The sequence below is a fragment of the Streptomyces radiopugnans genome, assembly GCF_900110735.1.
GTDB lineage: Bacteria > Actinomycetota > Actinomycetes > Streptomycetales > Streptomycetaceae > Streptomyces > Streptomyces radiopugnans.
Window position 1 is genome coordinate 239546 of the sequence record NZ_FOET01000002.1, and the last position, 15777, is coordinate 255322.

Annotated in this window: 11 protein-coding genes; 5 read left to right on the forward strand and 6 right to left on the reverse strand. The window is 72.8% G+C overall.

Annotation, left to right across the window (positions count from 1 at the left end; all coding sequences use genetic code 11):
• Positions 1–72: 72 nt before the first annotated feature.
• On the reverse strand, positions 73–2202 hold the full coding sequence (locus tag BMY40_RS05965) for a tetratricopeptide repeat protein (protein ID WP_093656200.1): 2130 nt from the start codon (positions 2200–2202) through the stop codon (positions 73–75).
• A gap of 426 nt (positions 2203–2628) precedes the next feature.
• On the opposite strand from BMY40_RS05965, the gene BMY40_RS05970 reads away from it, so the two are divergent.
• A complete protein-coding gene (locus BMY40_RS05970) occupies positions 2629–2898 on the forward strand; it encodes a hypothetical protein (protein WP_093656776.1) in 270 nt (89 codons plus the stop codon).
• The gene (locus BMY40_RS05975) at positions 2891–3532 is read left to right on the forward strand and encodes a DUF6879 family protein (RefSeq protein ID WP_093656202.1); all 642 of its coding nucleotides are present in this window, start codon (positions 2891–2893) and stop codon (positions 3530–3532) included. The genes BMY40_RS05970 and BMY40_RS05975 overlap by 8 nt, the downstream gene beginning before the upstream one ends.
• Before the next feature lie 44 nt (positions 3533–3576).
• On the opposite strand, the gene BMY40_RS05980 is transcribed toward BMY40_RS05975, so the two are convergent.
• On the reverse strand, positions 3577–4722 hold the full coding sequence (locus BMY40_RS05980; RefSeq protein WP_093656204.1) for a dienelactone hydrolase family protein: 1146 nt from the start codon (positions 4720–4722) through the stop codon (positions 3577–3579).
• A 143-nt stretch (positions 4723–4865) separates the two neighbouring features.
• Positions 4866–5156 carry a hypothetical protein gene (locus BMY40_RS05985; protein ID WP_093656206.1) on the reverse strand — a complete coding sequence of 97 codons (291 nt, stop codon included), beginning with the start codon at positions 5154–5156 and terminating at the stop codon, positions 4866–4868.
• Between the two features lie 509 nt (positions 5157–5665).
• Here BMY40_RS05985 and BMY40_RS05990 point away from each other — a divergent pair.
• Positions 5666–7726, forward strand: a complete 2061-nt coding sequence (locus BMY40_RS05990; protein ID WP_093656208.1) for an N-6 DNA methylase — start codon at positions 5666–5668, stop codon at positions 7724–7726.
• Between the two features lie 91 nt (positions 7727–7817).
• Here the strand turns inward: BMY40_RS05990 and BMY40_RS05995 are convergent, their stop codons facing one another.
• Both BMY40_RS05995 and mgrA read right to left on the reverse strand, forming a co-directional pair.
• Positions 7818–8573, reverse strand: a complete 756-nt coding sequence (locus tag BMY40_RS05995; protein ID WP_093656210.1) for a ThuA domain-containing protein — start codon at positions 8571–8573, stop codon at positions 7818–7820.
• Positions 8574–8654: 81 nt separating this feature from the next.
• Complete coding sequence (mgrA, locus tag BMY40_RS06000) at positions 8655–9647, reverse strand: L-glyceraldehyde 3-phosphate reductase (RefSeq protein ID WP_177213897.1); 993 nt, start codon at positions 9645–9647, stop codon at positions 8655–8657.
• 513 nt (positions 9648–10160) lie between these two features.
• Between mgrA and BMY40_RS06005 the strand changes: the two genes are divergently transcribed.
• Positions 10161–11333, forward strand: a complete 1173-nt coding sequence (locus BMY40_RS06005) for a cellulase family glycosylhydrolase (RefSeq protein WP_093656214.1) — start codon at positions 10161–10163, stop codon at positions 11331–11333.
• A gap of 98 nt (positions 11334–11431) precedes the next feature.
• Here the strand turns inward: BMY40_RS06005 and BMY40_RS06010 are convergent, their stop codons facing one another.
• Complete coding sequence (locus BMY40_RS06010; protein WP_093656216.1) at positions 11432–12703, reverse strand: right-handed parallel beta-helix repeat-containing protein; 1272 nt, start codon at positions 12701–12703, stop codon at positions 11432–11434.
• 596 nt (positions 12704–13299) lie between these two features.
• On the opposite strand from BMY40_RS06010, the gene BMY40_RS06015 reads away from it, so the two are divergent.
• Entirely contained in the window at positions 13300–15717 is a 2418-nt protein-coding gene (locus BMY40_RS06015; protein WP_093656778.1) for an AAA family ATPase, read from the forward strand.
• Positions 15718–15777 lie beyond the last annotated feature (60 nt).

Here is a 15777-nt window from a genome sequence, read left to right on the forward strand (position 1 = left end):
CTCCCGCCCTCCCCTGTCAGCTGTTCCGTTTTCCGCTTTGTCCGGGCCCTACGGGCTACCGAAGCTTCCTCATCAGGTCTGGTCGGCCCCACTGTCCGCTCTGAGTTCGCCCAGTAGTCCGCGGCTCGCCGCTGTGAAGGGATGGCCGGCTCCAAGCGCGCGTTCGCGTCTGGCCACGACATCGGACATGAGGGCGATCCCCTCGTCCCGGTGGCCCAGTGCGGCCCGGGTCCGGGCGAGGAGTTGCCGCGCCGACAGTGCGATCGGATAGTCAGGGCCGAAGCGGCGGTCGTATGCCTCGGCGACCGACCGGATTTCCTCGTCGGCCGCCTCGAGACGGCCCAGGACATACAGGGCCCAGGCGTGGTTGTGCCTGGCGCCGAGGGTGACGGTGTGATCGGGGCCGAGGTGTCGCACGCATTCCTCGGGCAGGGAGAGCAGGGTACCGCCGTCCTCGGTCTCGAGGCCGGGAGCCGGCAGGATCACGAGGAGGCTGGCACGGGAGCGCAGGGTCAGCGGATGCGCCGGTCCCAGTGCCGTACGCCGGCCCGCCACCGTCTGTCGCAGGAGGGCCAGCGCCTCGTCACGTCTGCCGAGGTTGCCGAGGACGAGCTGGAGGCCGTGGTAGGTGTCCAGGGTGTCCGGGTCGTCGGGGCCGAGGAGTCTTTCCTGTGCCCGGCGTACACGGCTCAGCAAGGATTCCGCCTCGGTGTACCGGCCCAGTCGGAAGAGCGCGCGGCCCTCCCTGGAACGCGCGGCCAGTACAAGGCGATGCTCCTCCCCGAGGAGCGGTTCCGTGAGGGCCGCTGCGGTGCGGACGGTCTCCCAGGCTGACAGGTAGTCCCCGGTGCGGTGCAGGGCGACGGCCAGCCGTGTCGCCACGGCCAGTGCGTCGGGCATCGCGGGGGAGTCCGCGACACGCCGCAGCAGGGCGAGAACGTGGGGGGCGAGCAGTCGTAACCGCGGCTCGTACGGCCCGGCATCCGGAATCGCCGGCACGGCTGCGCCGAGCAGCTCGACCGCTGTCGAGTCGAGGACCGCGACCTCCGTGAGAGGAGTGGCGGCGGCGACGCTGTCGAGCAGCACACCGTGGCTCTGCACGCAGCGGACACTGGTGTCGACCAGTTCGGCCAGCGAGTGGTCGAGGAGTGCCCGCAGCGCCGTCTCGGTGCGAGTCCGGGGAAGAACCTCCTCGATCTCCGGGCGGTTCAGCACGGACAGGGGCAGAGGCTCGGGCGCCATCCGGGCCAGGAGCCTCAGCAGGGCCACGGCGCCGGTCAGGCCTCGGGCCTCGAACGTGTCGAGGGTCAGCTGCCATGTCCGGCCCACCAACTGCCGGGGGTCCTCCTCCAAGGCGTCAGCCCCCTGATCTATGAGTGCCACTCGTTCGCCCTCGTCGAGACGGTGTCCGTAGACCTCCATCGACCAGGGGTCGATCACCTGGTGGGAGAGGAAGCCGCCCGCGAGTGTGAGCGCCAGCGGCAGACGTCCCAGCCGGTCGGCGATCTCGGCCGCCTGCTCCATTGTGCCGCTGTGGGGTGCGAGATCACAGAGCACGCGCGCGGCGTCCTCACGCGGCAGGACCCCGATGTGCTGCAACTGCGCTCCCGGCCACCAACGTGCGGCGGCCCGGCGGGTGGTGACCACGACGGTGCCGCGCGGGCTGGTGCGCAGCCAACTGCCGTCCCGGAGGATCGCGGGGTCGTCGGCGTTGTCGAGCACCAGCAGCCAGGGCTCGGCGGACCGGTCGAGGTACTCCCACACCAGATCGGCGGCGGGTCGGAACCCGTTGCGCACTGCCAGCAGTTCACTGTCCGCGGCTCCCCGGTCGGAGGCGACGGCGAGCATTCCGGCGCGCAGGCTCGCGCGGTCGGAGGCGTTGACCCACAGGCCGGTCAGACCGAGTTCCCCCGTGGCGGAACGGAAGAAGTCGTAGGCGACGGCCGTCTTGCCGCAGCCACCCAGACCATGGAGAACATGGATGTCGCAACCTCGTCCGGAGGCGGCACTCTCCCTCAGGCGTTCCAACACCTCGAGGCGGTCGCGCAGGACCACCGGCGGACGGCCGACCGCCGGGTGACGGACGGAGTCCGGGGTGTCAGGCCCGGCCTCCCCGCCACCGTGGTGATGGTGGTGCTCGCTGATGTGCTGGTCGCCCAAGGCCTGGTAGACACGGCCCTCGCCCTCGGCGTGGCCGTCCATCGAGCCCCTCACCGCTGCCTGGCGGTGCGGTACCGCCGGGTCCGCCTCCGTCGGAAATCCGCCGCCATCGGAGTGGTCGGCGGTGTCTGCGTGCTCTGTGTGCGTACAGGTACCTTTGAACTCACAAGCCCCCCGGTCGTTTCCCTGCGCTCACTTGACCAATGATCACAAATACTATGACTTAATTATCAGCATATAGAGTTGAAGTTCACTCTTTCAACCGGCTATCGACGCAGCGAACACCTCTGGATCGGCGAACACCCGCCACAGGCCCCACCCTGGGCAGTCAACCGCATATGCCAATAATCCACCATCCCCGGTTTGACTCGAAAAAGCATCTTAGATCGCTCGCCGAAGCGATACAGTTGCAACATTTCGGCCGATCGAAATGACCGGGCAGCAGACCTGGCCAGAGGGGTGGTGGCTGTGGGCAGACCGTGGGAAGCCGACGCCGAGACCGGCTTCAGCAGGAGACTGGGCAAAACCCCGCAGGAGTTAGGGGTGACCACGGACAATCCTGACTGCCCGGACATCTGGGAGCTCGGGAACGGGGACATCGCCGTCATCGGACGGGACCTCACGGAATCACTCGGAAAGAACCTGCCGGCCGGTGTGTCGATCGGAGCCGACGAGCGGCTGGTAGTCATCCCCAGGAGCATGATGATCGCGGCGAAACCGGATATCCCCAATGTTTGAATCGTTCCCGGCAGGTGAATCAGTGCGCCTCGACCGGAAGAGGTACCACGAGGACTTCTACCGCGTCTTCGAGAGCGGGATCCGGGAGTTGAGGAAGCTCGAGCGCGGCCAACACTTCAGGGAACGCGGCTTCCCGAGCTGGGAGGCCTTCGACTCCGGAGAGTGGGAGAAGGCCCTCTCCCTCGTCGAGGAGAAACGCGAAGCCTATACGCGGCAGCTGCGGGAAGCGGAACACCTCGGGGTCCGGCAGCGCCGCCTGCGGGTGGTGGAGTTCCCCGTCACCCCGTATGTGCAGTGGGAGTTCTTCGTCCTCCGCCTCAAGGTGGAACTGGGCGACGAGATCAGGGCGATCGACGCCCACGCCATCGCGGAGATCGAGCGCGAGCGGCCCGTGCCCGAGGTCGTGATCCTCGGGGACCGGGCCATGTACGAGGTGGTCTACGAGAACGGGGACGCGGCGGGCGCCAGGCGTTACGCCGACCCGGCGCTGATCGCCGAGACGGCGGCCGGTTTCGACACGCTCTACGAGCGCGGCGAGGACTTCGCGGAGTTCTTCGAGCGGGAGATCGCCCCGCTGCCCCCGCCCTCCGTGGGAGGCCGCGCCCCTGTGGGGCACGGGGCGTCCCGGACCTGATCCACCACCGCCCCGGGCCCCGCCGCTCGGGGCCGTCCGGGTCGCTAGGGCCGCCCCGCCCAGGCGTCCAGCCAGGCGAAGGCGTCGTCCTGCGCAGCGGGGCCGAAGACGTGGCCGAGCCCCGGGCGGATCTCCGTGTGGAGGCGGTCCTCCGCGTGCTGGGAGCGCCAGACGGCGCGCAGCCTGCGGTACGCCTTCTCCACTGCGGCGGCGGTGAACAGCGGGTCGTCCCAACCGCCGGTGAGGTAGAGCGGTTTGGGTGCGGCGATGCTCGCCACGTCGGGGAGGTCCAGATGGCGTGCCAGTCCGGGGTGGAGCATGAAGTAGGCGGACTGGCCGCGCAGGGCGTTGTCGCCCGGGACCATCATCTCCTTCAGGCCCGTCATCCAGGAGGCGGCCACCGCCGCGCGGACGTGGTCGGAGAGGGCGGCCGTCTGCCAGGCCCGGTAGGCGCCCATCGAGAAGCCCAGCGCCGCGACCCGTTCCCCGTCCACCTCGGGGAGGGAGGCGAGGAAGGCGGCGGTGCGCTGGTCCTCGCGGGCCATGAGACCGGCCGGTGAGGAGCCGAGGTTGAACAGGTTGGCGGCCAGCGCCTGCTGGCTCTCGTAGGTCAGCCCCGAGCGGTCGCCCCAGCCGGGGGCGTCGACGGCGAGTACGGCCCAGCCGCGGCGGGCGAGTTCGTCGCCGACGAAGCGCCCGCCGAAGCATCTGTCCGCCCAGGCGCGCGCCGAGGACAGCCGCGCCCGGTCGTACCAGGGCCGTACGAGCTTCTCCTTGCCGATGTCGAACCGCGATCCGTGGTCGTGCAGCAGGAGCACCGCCGGGTGGGGCCCCTCTCCGTCCGGCACCAGCATCAGCGCGCGCACCCGGCTCAGGCGCGTCACGTTGAACAGGAGGATCCGGCGGCGGTAGCCCTCGGCCCGCTGCTCGTCGGCGATCTCGGGGGCGAAGGGGGTGTCGTCCGGGGGCTGGAGAAGGTGCCGTTCGACCGTGGCACGGGCTGCCTCGCGCCAGGCGGGGAAGTCCCGGATCGGGGAGGTTCCCCAGGCCAGGGGGAAGGTCAGCTCGTCCTTGAGGCGTTCGTGGAAGACCGGCAGACCGCCGTCCACCACGGCCGGGGACTCGAATCCCGAGGGGGCCGGGGCGTTGGGGATCGGGGCGGCGGGCTCCCGTCCACCGGGGTGTGTCATGTGTGCGTCCCTCGGCCGTGCGGCCCCGCCGTGGATCGCAGCGGGTCACCGCGGAACCTAGCGAGCGGGCGCGTCTTCGGGCAAGGGCCCCGCTCCCGCCGGTCCGGGAGGGCCGCCCCAGCGGGGAGCCGGTACGGGGAGCGTCAGGTGCGGGCGTCCAGGCGGTGCAGCAGTGAGCCGTCCCTCCCGAAGACGTCCATCAGGTATCCCCGTTCCAGCGAGACGCCCTCCACCTGCACCAGGAAGAAGACGAGCGAGTCCTTCAGCCGGTCGAACCTCTCGGCGTCCGATTCCGTGGCGCGGCTGCGGACCACCAGCAGGGGCACGCCCTCCGGGCCGGGCTCGCGCTCGACGGCGTAGACGTCCTCGTCGCCGCCGGAGCCGCGGTAGCGCTCGGCCAGTGCCTTCGCCTCGGCGGGCGCGGCCGTGCTCACCGCCGTGGGGCCGGCGGTTGCCGAGGCGGACGGGGTGCCTGGCCCGGCGTCGGAGCGCTCCTGCCCCTGCCCGGTGCAGGCGCACAGGACGAGGGCGAGAGCGGCAGTGCCAGTGCGGCGGCACGTCCGGGCGGGCGTGATGCGTCCGGACACGTGCCGGTGCCCGCGGTGTCCGGAGTGCGTGATCTTCTTCGTAAGGGCATTGGCCGACCCTAACGTTTCCGGGCGGCGACTTACGCGGCCTGCCCCGTCCGGTCGCCGGCTGCTCCCGTGAGGAACGCCCGCGCTCCGCGGTGACCGCCCTCGGCGCACCCCTCGGGGTGGCCCCTTCTCCGCCCCCGTTCCGTGGGACCGCCGCGCATCGTCCTGTGAACGGTGTCAAACGCCGTAGTAACCTGCCCGGTGACACCGATTGTTCGAATCCCGGCGCTCTCATCGGAGCTTTGAATTCGAACATTCGCCTGCGACGACCCGGCCCGACTCGACCCGACCCGACTTCGGAGATCTCGATGCCTTCAACACGCGCAGTGCCGGTCACCCTCGCGGAGATCGCGCGGATCGCCGGGGTGGGGCGGGCGGCCGTCAGCAACTGGCGGCGCCGGCACGACTCCTTCCCCGCCCGGATCGGCGGCACCGACGCCAGCCCCCAGTTCTCCCTCGCCGAGATCGAGCAGTGGCTGCGGGAGAACGACAAGCTCAAGGAGATCGGGGGGCGCGAGCTGCTCTGGCCCGGCTTCGAGGCCCTCGGCAGCCGGGACGAGACGGGACTGGCCATCGCCGAGGCCGGACGGCGGATGCTCGGCGGCAAGGCTCCCGCGTCCGTTCCGCCCTTGTCCGAGCAGGCCGGGGAGCTGGTCGACGAGGCCGTGGCACTGGGGCGGCGCGAGGGAGCGCGGGAGGTCTTCGAATTCCTGCTGCAGCGCTGGCTGGACGCCCACGTGCGCCAGGTCAGCGCCAGCCCCCGCCCCCTGGCGGACCTGATGGCCCAGGTCGCCCTGGCGGCTCGCCCGGCCCCGTCCCCGGACGGCGGGACGACCGTGCTCGACCCGGCCTGCGGTGCCGGCCATCTGCTGGAGGCCGCCGCACGGGCGCAGACGCGCGCGGGGGCGGCCCGGATCGCCCTGCTGGGCTGCGACAGCGATCCGGCCCTCGCCGCACTGGCCGCCGCACGGCTGGCATTCGTCGTCGACGAGGCGGGCGGGGCCGGAAGGACCGGTACGGACGGGGCGCGGGTGACGGCGGACGTACGGGAGGGCGACTCCCTGCGCGCCGACCCGCACGAGCGCGCCGCCGCGGACGTCGTCCTGTGCAACCCGCCCTTCAACGAACGCGACTGGGGCTACGAGGAGCTGTCCACCGACCGGCGCTGGGTGCACGGCCTGCCGCCGCGCACCGAGTCGGAGCTCGCCTGGGTACAGCACGCCCTGGCCCGGCTGCGGCCGGGCGGCACCGCCGTGCTGCTGCTGCCGCCCGCCGTCGCCTCCCGCCGGGCCGGCCGCAGGATCCGCGGCGCGCTGCTGCGCTCCGGGCTGCTGCGCGCCGTCATCGCCCTGCCCCCGGGATGCGCGCAGCCGCACAGCGTGTCGCTGCACCTGTGGCTGCTGCGCGCCCCCGGGGGCACCGGGCCCGCCGAGGACAACGGGGTCCTGCTCGCCGACGCGGCGGCCTCCCGGCGGGCGGCGGCCGGACGCGAGGGCGGGGTGGACTGGGACGCGCTGGGCGACTTCGTGCGGACCGCGGTGGCCGCCTACGGCAGCGGGGCGGCCGAACTGCCGGACTGCGCGCGGCGCATGGCCGTCATCGAACTGCTGGACGACGAGGTCGACCTCACCCCCGGGCGCCATGTCTCCCCCGCCCCGGGCGGCGAGGAACTCGATCTGGAGGGCGCCTGGAGCGGCTTCGGGGAGGCCCTGGCCGGACTGCGCGCCGCCGGGCGGGCGCTGTCAGCCCTGGAACCCGCCGGGGACGGCGGGGGCGGGCATCCGAAGACGACCGTGGGCGACCTGGCCCGGGCCGGGGCGCTGACCCTGCGCGGCGGCCAGCAGCCGCCGGACGGGACGGTCCGCGGCGGCGAGCCCGGCGAGGGCGGCCTGCCCCTGCTGACCGTGCCGGACCTGCTCCAGGGCGGCGGGCCGACGGGCTGGCTGCACCCCTCGGACGTCTCCGGCCGCGGGATGCTGGTGGCCATGCCCGGTGACGTGGTGGTGGCCGGGGTGATCCGCGCCTTCGCCGCCTGGGTGCACCAGGGTCCGCCCACGGTGCTCGGCGCCCAGCTGTACGCGCTGCGCGTGGAGCCGGAGAAGATGGACGCCTGGTTCCTCGCGGGCTGTCTGCGCGCACCCTCCAACGGCCGCCAGGCGGGCACCCACGCCTCCAGCGCCTCACGGGTGGACGTGCGCCGGCTCCAGGTCCTCCAGCTCCCGCTGGCCGAGCAGTTGCGCTACAGCGAGGTGTTCCGGCGGCTGACCGAGTTCGAGGACTTCCGCGGGCGACTGGACGAGCTGGCCTCACGCCTGGCGCGCGACATCAGCGACGGGCTGGCGACGGGCCGGCTGTCGGCCGGACGCTGAGCCGTACGCCGGGCCGTACGCCTGGCCGCTGAGCCGTACGCCGAGGCACTGGGGCGGGCGCCGGGGCGGGCGCCGGGCCCGTCCCGCCCGGTCACCGCTCGTACCAGCCCCTCTCGCGCGGCCGCGAAGTCCAGGGCACCGGCGCCTTCGCCCGGGCGGGGGCGGCGTTCCCGGCCGGACCTGCCGAACCGGCCGCCCAGAAGGCCGCGTTGGCCAGGACGGTGCGCACGTCCTCGCGGCGGTAGACCGGGTACTCCTCGTGGCCCGGGCTGAAGTAGAAGACCCTGCCGAGCCCGCGGCGGTAGGCGATCCCGCTGCGGAAGACCTCCCCGCCCTCGAAGGAGGAGACGAAGACCAGCTCGTCGGGTACGGGCACGTCGAACGGCTCGGCGTACATCTCCTGCTCGCCGATGACCATCGGCTGCGGCACCCCGGCGGCGACCGGGTGCGTGACGTCGACCGTCCAGACCACCTCGCGGTCGCCGTGGCGCCAGCCGGAGATCCGGCCGCTGGTGCCCGTCAGGGCGCGGAAGACCTTCGACTCCGCGCTGGAGTGGAGGGCGACCAGCCCCATGCCCTCCAGCACCCGGGCGCGCACCCGCGCCACGATCCCGTCGTCCACCTCGCCGTGCCGCTCGTGGCCCCACCAGAACAGGACGTCGGTCTCGTCCAACACCGTGCCGCCGAGTCCGTGGTCGTCCTCGTCCATGGTGGCCGTGCGCACGCGCAGCTCCCCGTGGGGGGCGAACGCGTCGGCGATGGCGTTGTGCATTCCCTCCGGGTAGACGGCGGCGACCGCCGCGTCGTCCGGCCCGCACTCGGTCCACACCGTCACGGAGACGCCCATGCCCCGCTCCTCTCCCGGACTCCCCCGGCGCCCGGATTCCCGGCCGCCGACGGGAGCCCGGGTCCCCCGGGGCGGCCCGGCCTAACGGGCGAGGTGGCTCTCGATCTCGGCGAGCTCGTCGTCGGTGAAGTCGAGGTTGCCGACGGCCGCGACGTTGTCCTCGAGCTGCTTGACGCTGCTGGCGCCGACGAGCGCGGAGGTCACCCGCCCGCCGCGCAGGACCCAGGCGATGGCCGTCTGCGCCAGGGTCTGGCCGCGCCGCCGCGCGATCCCGTCGAGCGCGCGGACCGTGGCGAGGGTCTCCTCGGTGATGCCCTCGGCGTTCAGGAACGGGCTGGCGCCCGCGGCCCGGGAACCGGCGGGGATGCCGGACAGGTAGCGGTCGGTGAGCAGGCCCTGGGCCAGCGGGGAGAAGGCGATCGAACCGGCGCCCACCTCGTCGAGGACGTCGAGCAGACCGTCCTCCACCCAGCGGTTGAACATGGAGTACGAGGGCTGGTGGATCAACAGCGGGGTGCCGAGGCCGGCCAGGATGCGGGCGGCCTCGCGGGTCTGCTCGGGGCTGTAGTTGGAGATGCCCACGTAGAGCGCCTTGCCCTGCCGGACGGCGGTGTCCAGCGCGCCCATGGTCTCCTCCATGGGCGTGTCGGGGTCGGGGCGGTGGGAGTAGAAGACGTCGACGTACTCCAGGCCCATGCGGCTCAGGCTCTGGTCCAGGCTGGCCAGCAGGTACTTGCGCGATCCCCACTCGCCGTACGGGCCCGGCCACATGTCGTAGCCCGCCTTGGTGGAGATCACCAGCTCGTCGCGGTAGGGGCGGAAGTCCCGGGCCAGGTGACGGCCGAAGTTGGCCTCGGCCGCGCCGGGGGGCGGGCCGTAGTTGTTGGCCAGGTCGAAGTGGGTGACGCCCAGGTCGAAGGCGCGGCGCAGGATCGCCCGCTGGGTGTCCAGCGGCTTGTCGTCGCCGAAGTTGTGCCACAGGCCGAGCGAGACCGCCGGCAGTTTCAGCCCGCTGCGTCCGACACGTCGGTAGGGCATGGCGTCGTAGCGCGTGTCCGCGGCGGTGTGGGTCACGGTGCTCCTCTGCGGGGTGGGCGGGCCGGCGGGCCGGGTCGGCGATTCGTGATCCGGGATTCGGAACTCGGGATTCGCAACGCTACACCGCGCCGTCGCCGCGCCGGACGGCCGCTCGGGACGCGGGACCACCGCGGGCACACGGCACCGCATCCGCCCGGCCGCGGCGAAAACCCCCTGCCGGCCGGGGCCGCCGGGGAGGGAGGGTGAAACACGGGCGACGCGACTATTGACATGTAGGGAACAACCGGGGCGTCATATGGGAGCGGCGTTCGGCGTCCCGTCGAACCGCGCGGGGGTCTCGCCGTCGAACGGCGGAGGTCGGCAACACATCCGGAACGATGCGCCCGAATGCGATTGGACAACGTTGTCAGGGCTTCTGACAACGTTGTCTTGCCAGTCTTCCGCCCTCGCCGGGAGCCCCCGCCGCCCCGCCCGCGGCCACCGGCCCGGGCGTCCCCAGGGGCCCGCCCCCATGGGGCCCCTGGGGGCAGGTACCTGCCAAGGAGAGACATGGAGAAACGACCCAGAAGGAAAAGGAAACTGCCGGCGTCCGTCGCCGCGGCGCTCGCCGGTCTGGTCGGCATGCTGCTGCCGGCGTTCGGCCCGGCCGACGAGGCCGAGGCCGCCACGGGCATCCGCGTCGGCAACGGCCGGGTGTACGAGGCGAACGGCAACGAGTTCGTGATGCGCGGCGTCAACCACGCCCACGCCTGGTACCCGAACCGGACCGGCTCCATCGCCCACATCAAGGCCAAGGGCGCCAACACCGTCCGGGTGGTGCTCGCCAACGGCGACAGATGGACCCGCACCAGCGCCTCCGAGGTCTCCTCGATCATCGGCCAGTGCAAGCAGAACAGGCTGATCTGCGTGCTGGAGGTGCACGACACCACCGGCTACGGCGAGGACGGCGCCGCCACCTCGCTCTCCCGGGCGGCCGACTACTGGATCGGCATCAAGAGCGCGCTGGAGGGCCAGGAGAACTACGTCGTCATCAACATCGGCAACGAGCCGTTCGGCAACAACGGCTACGACCGCTGGACCTCCGACACCAGTGCCGCCATCCGGAAGCTGCGGAACGCCGGGTTCGACCACGCGCTGATGGTCGACGCCCCCAACTGGGGCCAGGACTGGTCGAACACCATGCGGAACAACGCCTCGACGGTGTTCAACTCCGACCCCGACCGCAACACGATCTTCTCCATCCACATGTACGGGGTCTACAACACCGCTTCCAAGGTCCAGTCCTACCTGAACCACTTCGTCGGCAACCGCCTGCCGATCGTGGTGGGCGAGTTCGGCCACAACCACGGTGACGGCGACCCGGACGAGAACGCGATCATGGCGACCGCGCAGTCGCTCCGGGTGGGCTACCTGGGCTGGTCCTGGAGCGGCAACGGCGGCGGCGTCGAGTACCTGGACATGGTCAACGGCTTCGACCCGAACTCCCTGACCGGTTGGGGCCAGCGCTTCTTCAACGGTGCCAACGGCATCTCCGCCACCTCCCGGGAGGCGACCGTCTACGGCGGCGGCTCCGGGGGCGGTTCCGGGGGCGGTTCCGGAGGGACCGCGCCGAACGGCTACCCGTACTGCGTGAACGGCAGCGCCTCCGACCCGGACGGCGACGGCTGGGGCTGGGAGAACCAGCGCTCCTGCGTGGTGCGCGGCAGCACGGCCGACGGGTGACGGCCAACCGGTGACGGCCCGCACGCGGGCGGCGTCCTCCCGCCCCGCTTCCGGGACGGGAGGACGCCGCACGGTTCCTTCCGCGTCCTCGTCCGCTCTCAGCAGGTGTTCCGGCTGGTGTTGTTGAGGGTGAGGTTGCGGTAGGTGATGTTCGTGCCGCAGGGGCTCTCCCTGAGCGAGGTGTTGCTCAGCGTCAGGTTCTGCAGGGTGATGTCCCTGTTGCCCGGGAAGTCGCTGCGGGCCGCCAGCCTGACCTCCCCGCCGCCGCTGACCGTGCCGCCCTGGGAGGCGATGGTCACGTTGTAGCAGTTCTCGATCAGGATGGCGTTGTTGCCGGTGTTGGTCAGCGTCACCCGGTCGATGACGGCGCCGCCGCTCTCGGAGACGCAGAAGACCCCGCGCCCGCCGCCGCGGGCGATGACCTCGCCGACGCGGATGTTGGTCGGGTAGCTGCTGCCGACCCGGCCGTTGCGGTTGGCCATCCGGAACGCCGCGTAACCGGTGCCGGTGGCAGTGTTGTCGGCGTCGACCTTGCCCACCGTGGCGTTGATCGTGTCGTTGAGCAGCAGGCCGGAGTAGCCGACGTTGCGGGCGGTCACCGTTCCGATCGTCAGCCCGTCCACCCCGTAGGTCTCCACACCGTGGTTGCTCGTGCCCGAGACGTAGACGTTGTCGATGCGGATGTTGCGCGAGCGCACCGAGCGGTCGCCGTGGTTGTCGATCCGGACGCCCAGGCCGCCGGAGACCCGCATGTCGATCTGGCCGAGCACCACGTTGCTGACGTTGCGCATGAAGATGCCGTACAGCGGGCGGCCGGTGACGGTCAGATGCCCGACCTCGACGTTCGTCGCGCCGCGGGAGTAGATCGGCGCCTGGTCGCCGGAGCCCGAGCCGGTGACGTCGATGGTGCCGCACACGTCGATCGCGGTGTTACTCGGCAGCGACACCCTGGTCCCGGCGCTGATCGAGCCCGAACCCCACACCACCACGCGCTCCTTGGAGGAGCGGTTCGGCGTCAGGCTGCCGATCGCGGCCTGCATCGCGTCGCGCATGCTGCTGCCGGTGTAGACGGTGCTGCCGCCCCGGCGCGCGGTCCAGGTGCTTCCGCTCTTCACGGCCTCGGCCTGGTACGAGCCCTCGCCGCAGGCGGCCGCGGCGGCGGCCGGCGCCGCCTGGGCGGTCCGGGACTTCCGCGCGGCCCCGGCCTCCTGTGCCGTCCGGGCTTCCTGCCCGGAACGGTCGGCCCCGGGCCGGGGCTCCACCGCCCCGACCGTGGTGGCCACCGTCGCCAGCATGGCCGCCGTCAGGGCGCCGGCCGCGACCGCGGCGAGTCTGCGCCTCCTGGCGGAGGGTGCGGCTCCGCTTCTCATCGTGGACTCCTTCCGTGGGGGGACACTCACCGCACACGGCACGGGGCCGCTCGCGCCGGACCGGAAGGGGATGGCCCGGCCCGGGACATCCGTCCGGGGGCGGCATGAGGGCCGCGCCGGGACGGGAATTCGCGAGAAAAGTACAGTAAGCGCTTTCTAAGTCCGTTAGTATTGCAACGTTTCATTCAGGGGGTCAAGGGGCGTGCGACCGCTTCCGGAAACAGCCACATCGCGGCCTTTTCTCGGAACGCGCCGCCGGAGTTACCGACAGGCCGCCTCTGACCTGGGGCTCTTCCCGTCCCTTCATGGACCCCGCCCGAAGATCCCGCATTTCCGGAGCACCCGCACCGAATAACGGGCGGATACGGGTGTCCGGGGCAGGCGCATTCTTCCGCCGGTTCACCCGCCGGTTCACCGCATATGCGGTGAACCGGCACGGAAAGCACCCGGACCGGGAAGCCGGCGCGCGGAGGGAGCCCGGCGGCCCCGTGCCGAGTCGCGGATCCCTCCGCCCCGGACCAGACTTGGCGGTGGCCGGGCCCGCGCCGCCCGGCCCCGACTCTGCCCACGCCCCCGGCACCGTCCAGGTGATCCCCATGCCGATGCCCGTGTTCGGACCGCGGGAGCCGTTCGCCGAACCGCTCAACCGCCTCCTCGGCACCGGCCCCCGGGCCCCCCATCCGGCCGACCATCCGGTGTCCTCCGGCGCGCTCCCGGACGAGTCCGCCCGGGAGCTGCTGTCACTGGCCGCCGGGCGGGCGGCCGCCGACGGCGGCGGGCTGGACACCGGCCATCTGCTGTGGGCCGCCGCCCGGGTGGGTCCCTCGCGCCGTGTTCTGGCGGACGCCGGGGCGGATCCGGACCGGATCGCCTCCGACCTGCTCCCGGCCCTCGCCAAGGGCGGCGGCGGTGCCGGGCCCTCCCTGACACCCGCGGCCGAACGCGCCCTGCTGGCGGCCCGTGCGGGCGCCCGTGCCGCCGGCGCGTCCCGGTTCGGCCCCGAGCACATCCTGGCCGCCCTGCTGGAGGACCCCCGAAGCGGCGCCGGACGGGCGCTGCGCGCCGCGGGCGCCGCGCCCGAGCCGGTGCGCAGGGCTTTCGCCGGCCCGTCCCGCTCCTCCGGTCCGTCCCGCCCGTCCGGCCCCACCCCCGTGCTGGACCACTACGGCCGCGACCTGACCGCACATGCCCGCGAGGGCCGGCTGGATCCGGTGGTGGGGCGCGCGGAGGAGATCGACCAGATCATCGAGGTGCTCTCCCGGCGGACCCGGAACAACCCCGCCCTGATCGGTGAGCCGGGTGTCGGCAAGACCGTGGTCGTCGAGGGCCTGGCCCGGCGGATCGCGGCCGGCGAGGTGCCGCCGGACCTGCGAGGCCGCAGGATCATCGGCCTGGACCTGGCCGCACTGGTGGCCGGCGCCCGCCACCGGGAGGAGGTCGAGGAACGGCTGCGCGCGATCGTCGGGGAGGTCGCCTCCGACGAACGGATCGTCCTCTTCCTCGACGAGTTGCACACCCTCGTCGGCGCGGGCGCGGGCACGGAGGGCTTCCCCGACCTCGGCGGCGTCCTGCGGGCCGCGCTCGCCCGCGGCGGGCTGCGCGTCGTGGGCGCCACCACCGTCGACGAGTACCGCCGCCACGTGGAGCGGGACATCGCCCTGCACCACCGCTTCCAGCCGGTTCTGGTGCCCGAGCCCACCGTCGAGGAGACCGTGCGCATCCTGGAGGGCCTGCGCGGCTCCTACGAGGCCCACCACCAGGTCCGCTTCTCCGACGAGGCGCTGCGCGCCGCCGCCGAGCTCTCCGCCCGCCATCTGCCCGAGAGCTTCCTGCCCGCCAAGGCCGTCTCCCTTCTCGACCAGGCCGGCGCCCGCGCGCGGCTGCGCGGCCTCGGGCGCAGCGGCGAGGTCCTGGAGGTCGAGGACCGCCGCGACCTGCTGCGGCGCGAACTCGACCAGGCCCTGGCCCTGGAGGACCTGGAGCGGGCCGCGACGCTGCGCGGGGGCATGCGGGAGCTGGACCTGGAGCGGGCCGCCGTCGCCGAGAAGCGCGAGACCGCCGCCCGGGTGACCGTGGCGGACATCGCCGAAGCCGTCTCCCGCCGCACCGGCATCCCCGCCGGCCGCCTGGCCCGCGACGAGCGCGAGCACCTGCGGCGTCTGGAGGAGAGGCTGCGCGAACGGGTGGCCGGCCAGGACGAGGCCGTCTCCGCGGTGGCCCGGGCTGTGCGGCGGGCGCGGGCGGGGATGAGTGCTCCCGAACGGCCCGCCTCGGCGCTGCTGTTCGCAGGGCCGCCCGGGGTGGGCAAGACCGAGCTGGCCCGGGCCCTGGCCGCCGAACTCCTGGGCGACGCGGGCCGATTGGTGCGCTTCGGCACGGGCGCCCTGAGGGAGGGGCGGGGGGAGGCGGGCCGGCTGGACGAGGCCGTACGGCGCAGGCCGCACTCCGTCGTTCTGCTCGACGGGATCGACCGGGCCCACCCGGACGTCCTGGACTCGCTGACGCGACTGCTGGAGGGCGGCCGGCCGGCCGGTGCCCGAGGCCCTGCCGCCGGCTTCCGCGAAACCGTGGTCGTCCTGACCGTCACCGTCGACCCGCGCAGCGTACTGGCCCACTCGGGCGACCCCGGCGCGCTCCGCGCGGAGACCATGGCGCATCTGCGCGACCGGGTGCGGCCGGAGCTGCTGGAGCGGATCGACGAGACCGTCTTCTTCCGCCCCCTGGCCCGCGAGGACCTGCTGCACGTCGTCGGACTGCTGCTGGAGGACAGCCGCCGGCTGCTGGCGGCCCAGGGCATCGGCCTGGAGGTCGACCGCAGTGCCCGCGAGTGGCTGATCAACCAGGGCTACCAGCCCGACTCCGGCGCCCACCCGCTGCGCCGCACCGTCCGCACCCACCTGGACGACCGCCTCACCGACCTGATCCTCGACGGCGCCCTGCGCGCGGGCGACACGGTGCTGGTGGGCATCGACGAACACGGCCTGACCTGCGATGTCACCGGCCGGAACGGGTGAGGGCGCCGTGGCCGGGGACGGCGTACGGCCGCCGCCCCCGCCACGGCGCCCGGGCCGTCA

Excerpts from the sequence above, each read along its gene's own strand:
- BMY40_RS05965 (WP_093656200.1), bottom strand. The coding sequence starts at position 2,202 with ATGGACGGCCACGCCGAGGGCGAGGGCCGTGTCTACCAGGCCTTGGGC.
- BMY40_RS06015 (WP_093656778.1), top strand. The coding sequence starts at position 13,300 with ATGCCGATGCCCGTGTTCGGACCGCGGGAGCCGTTCGCCGAACCGCTC.
- BMY40_RS06005 (WP_093656214.1), top strand. The coding sequence starts at position 10,161 with ATGGAGAAACGACCCAGAAGGAAAAGGAAACTGCCGGCGTCCGTCGCC.
- BMY40_RS06010 (WP_093656216.1), bottom strand. The coding sequence starts at position 12,703 with ATGAGAAGCGGAGCCGCACCCTCCGCCAGGAGGCGCAGACTCGCCGCG.
- BMY40_RS05990 (WP_093656208.1), top strand. The coding sequence starts at position 5,666 with ATGCCTTCAACACGCGCAGTGCCGGTCACCCTCGCGGAGATCGCGCGG.
- BMY40_RS05995 (WP_093656210.1), bottom strand. The coding sequence starts at position 8,573 with ATGGGCGTCTCCGTGACGGTGTGGACCGAGTGCGGGCCGGACGACGCG.
- BMY40_RS05980 (WP_093656204.1), bottom strand. The coding sequence starts at position 4,722 with ATGACACACCCCGGTGGACGGGAGCCCGCCGCCCCGATCCCCAACGCC.
- BMY40_RS05975 (WP_093656202.1), top strand. The coding sequence starts at position 2,891 with ATGTTTGAATCGTTCCCGGCAGGTGAATCAGTGCGCCTCGACCGGAAG.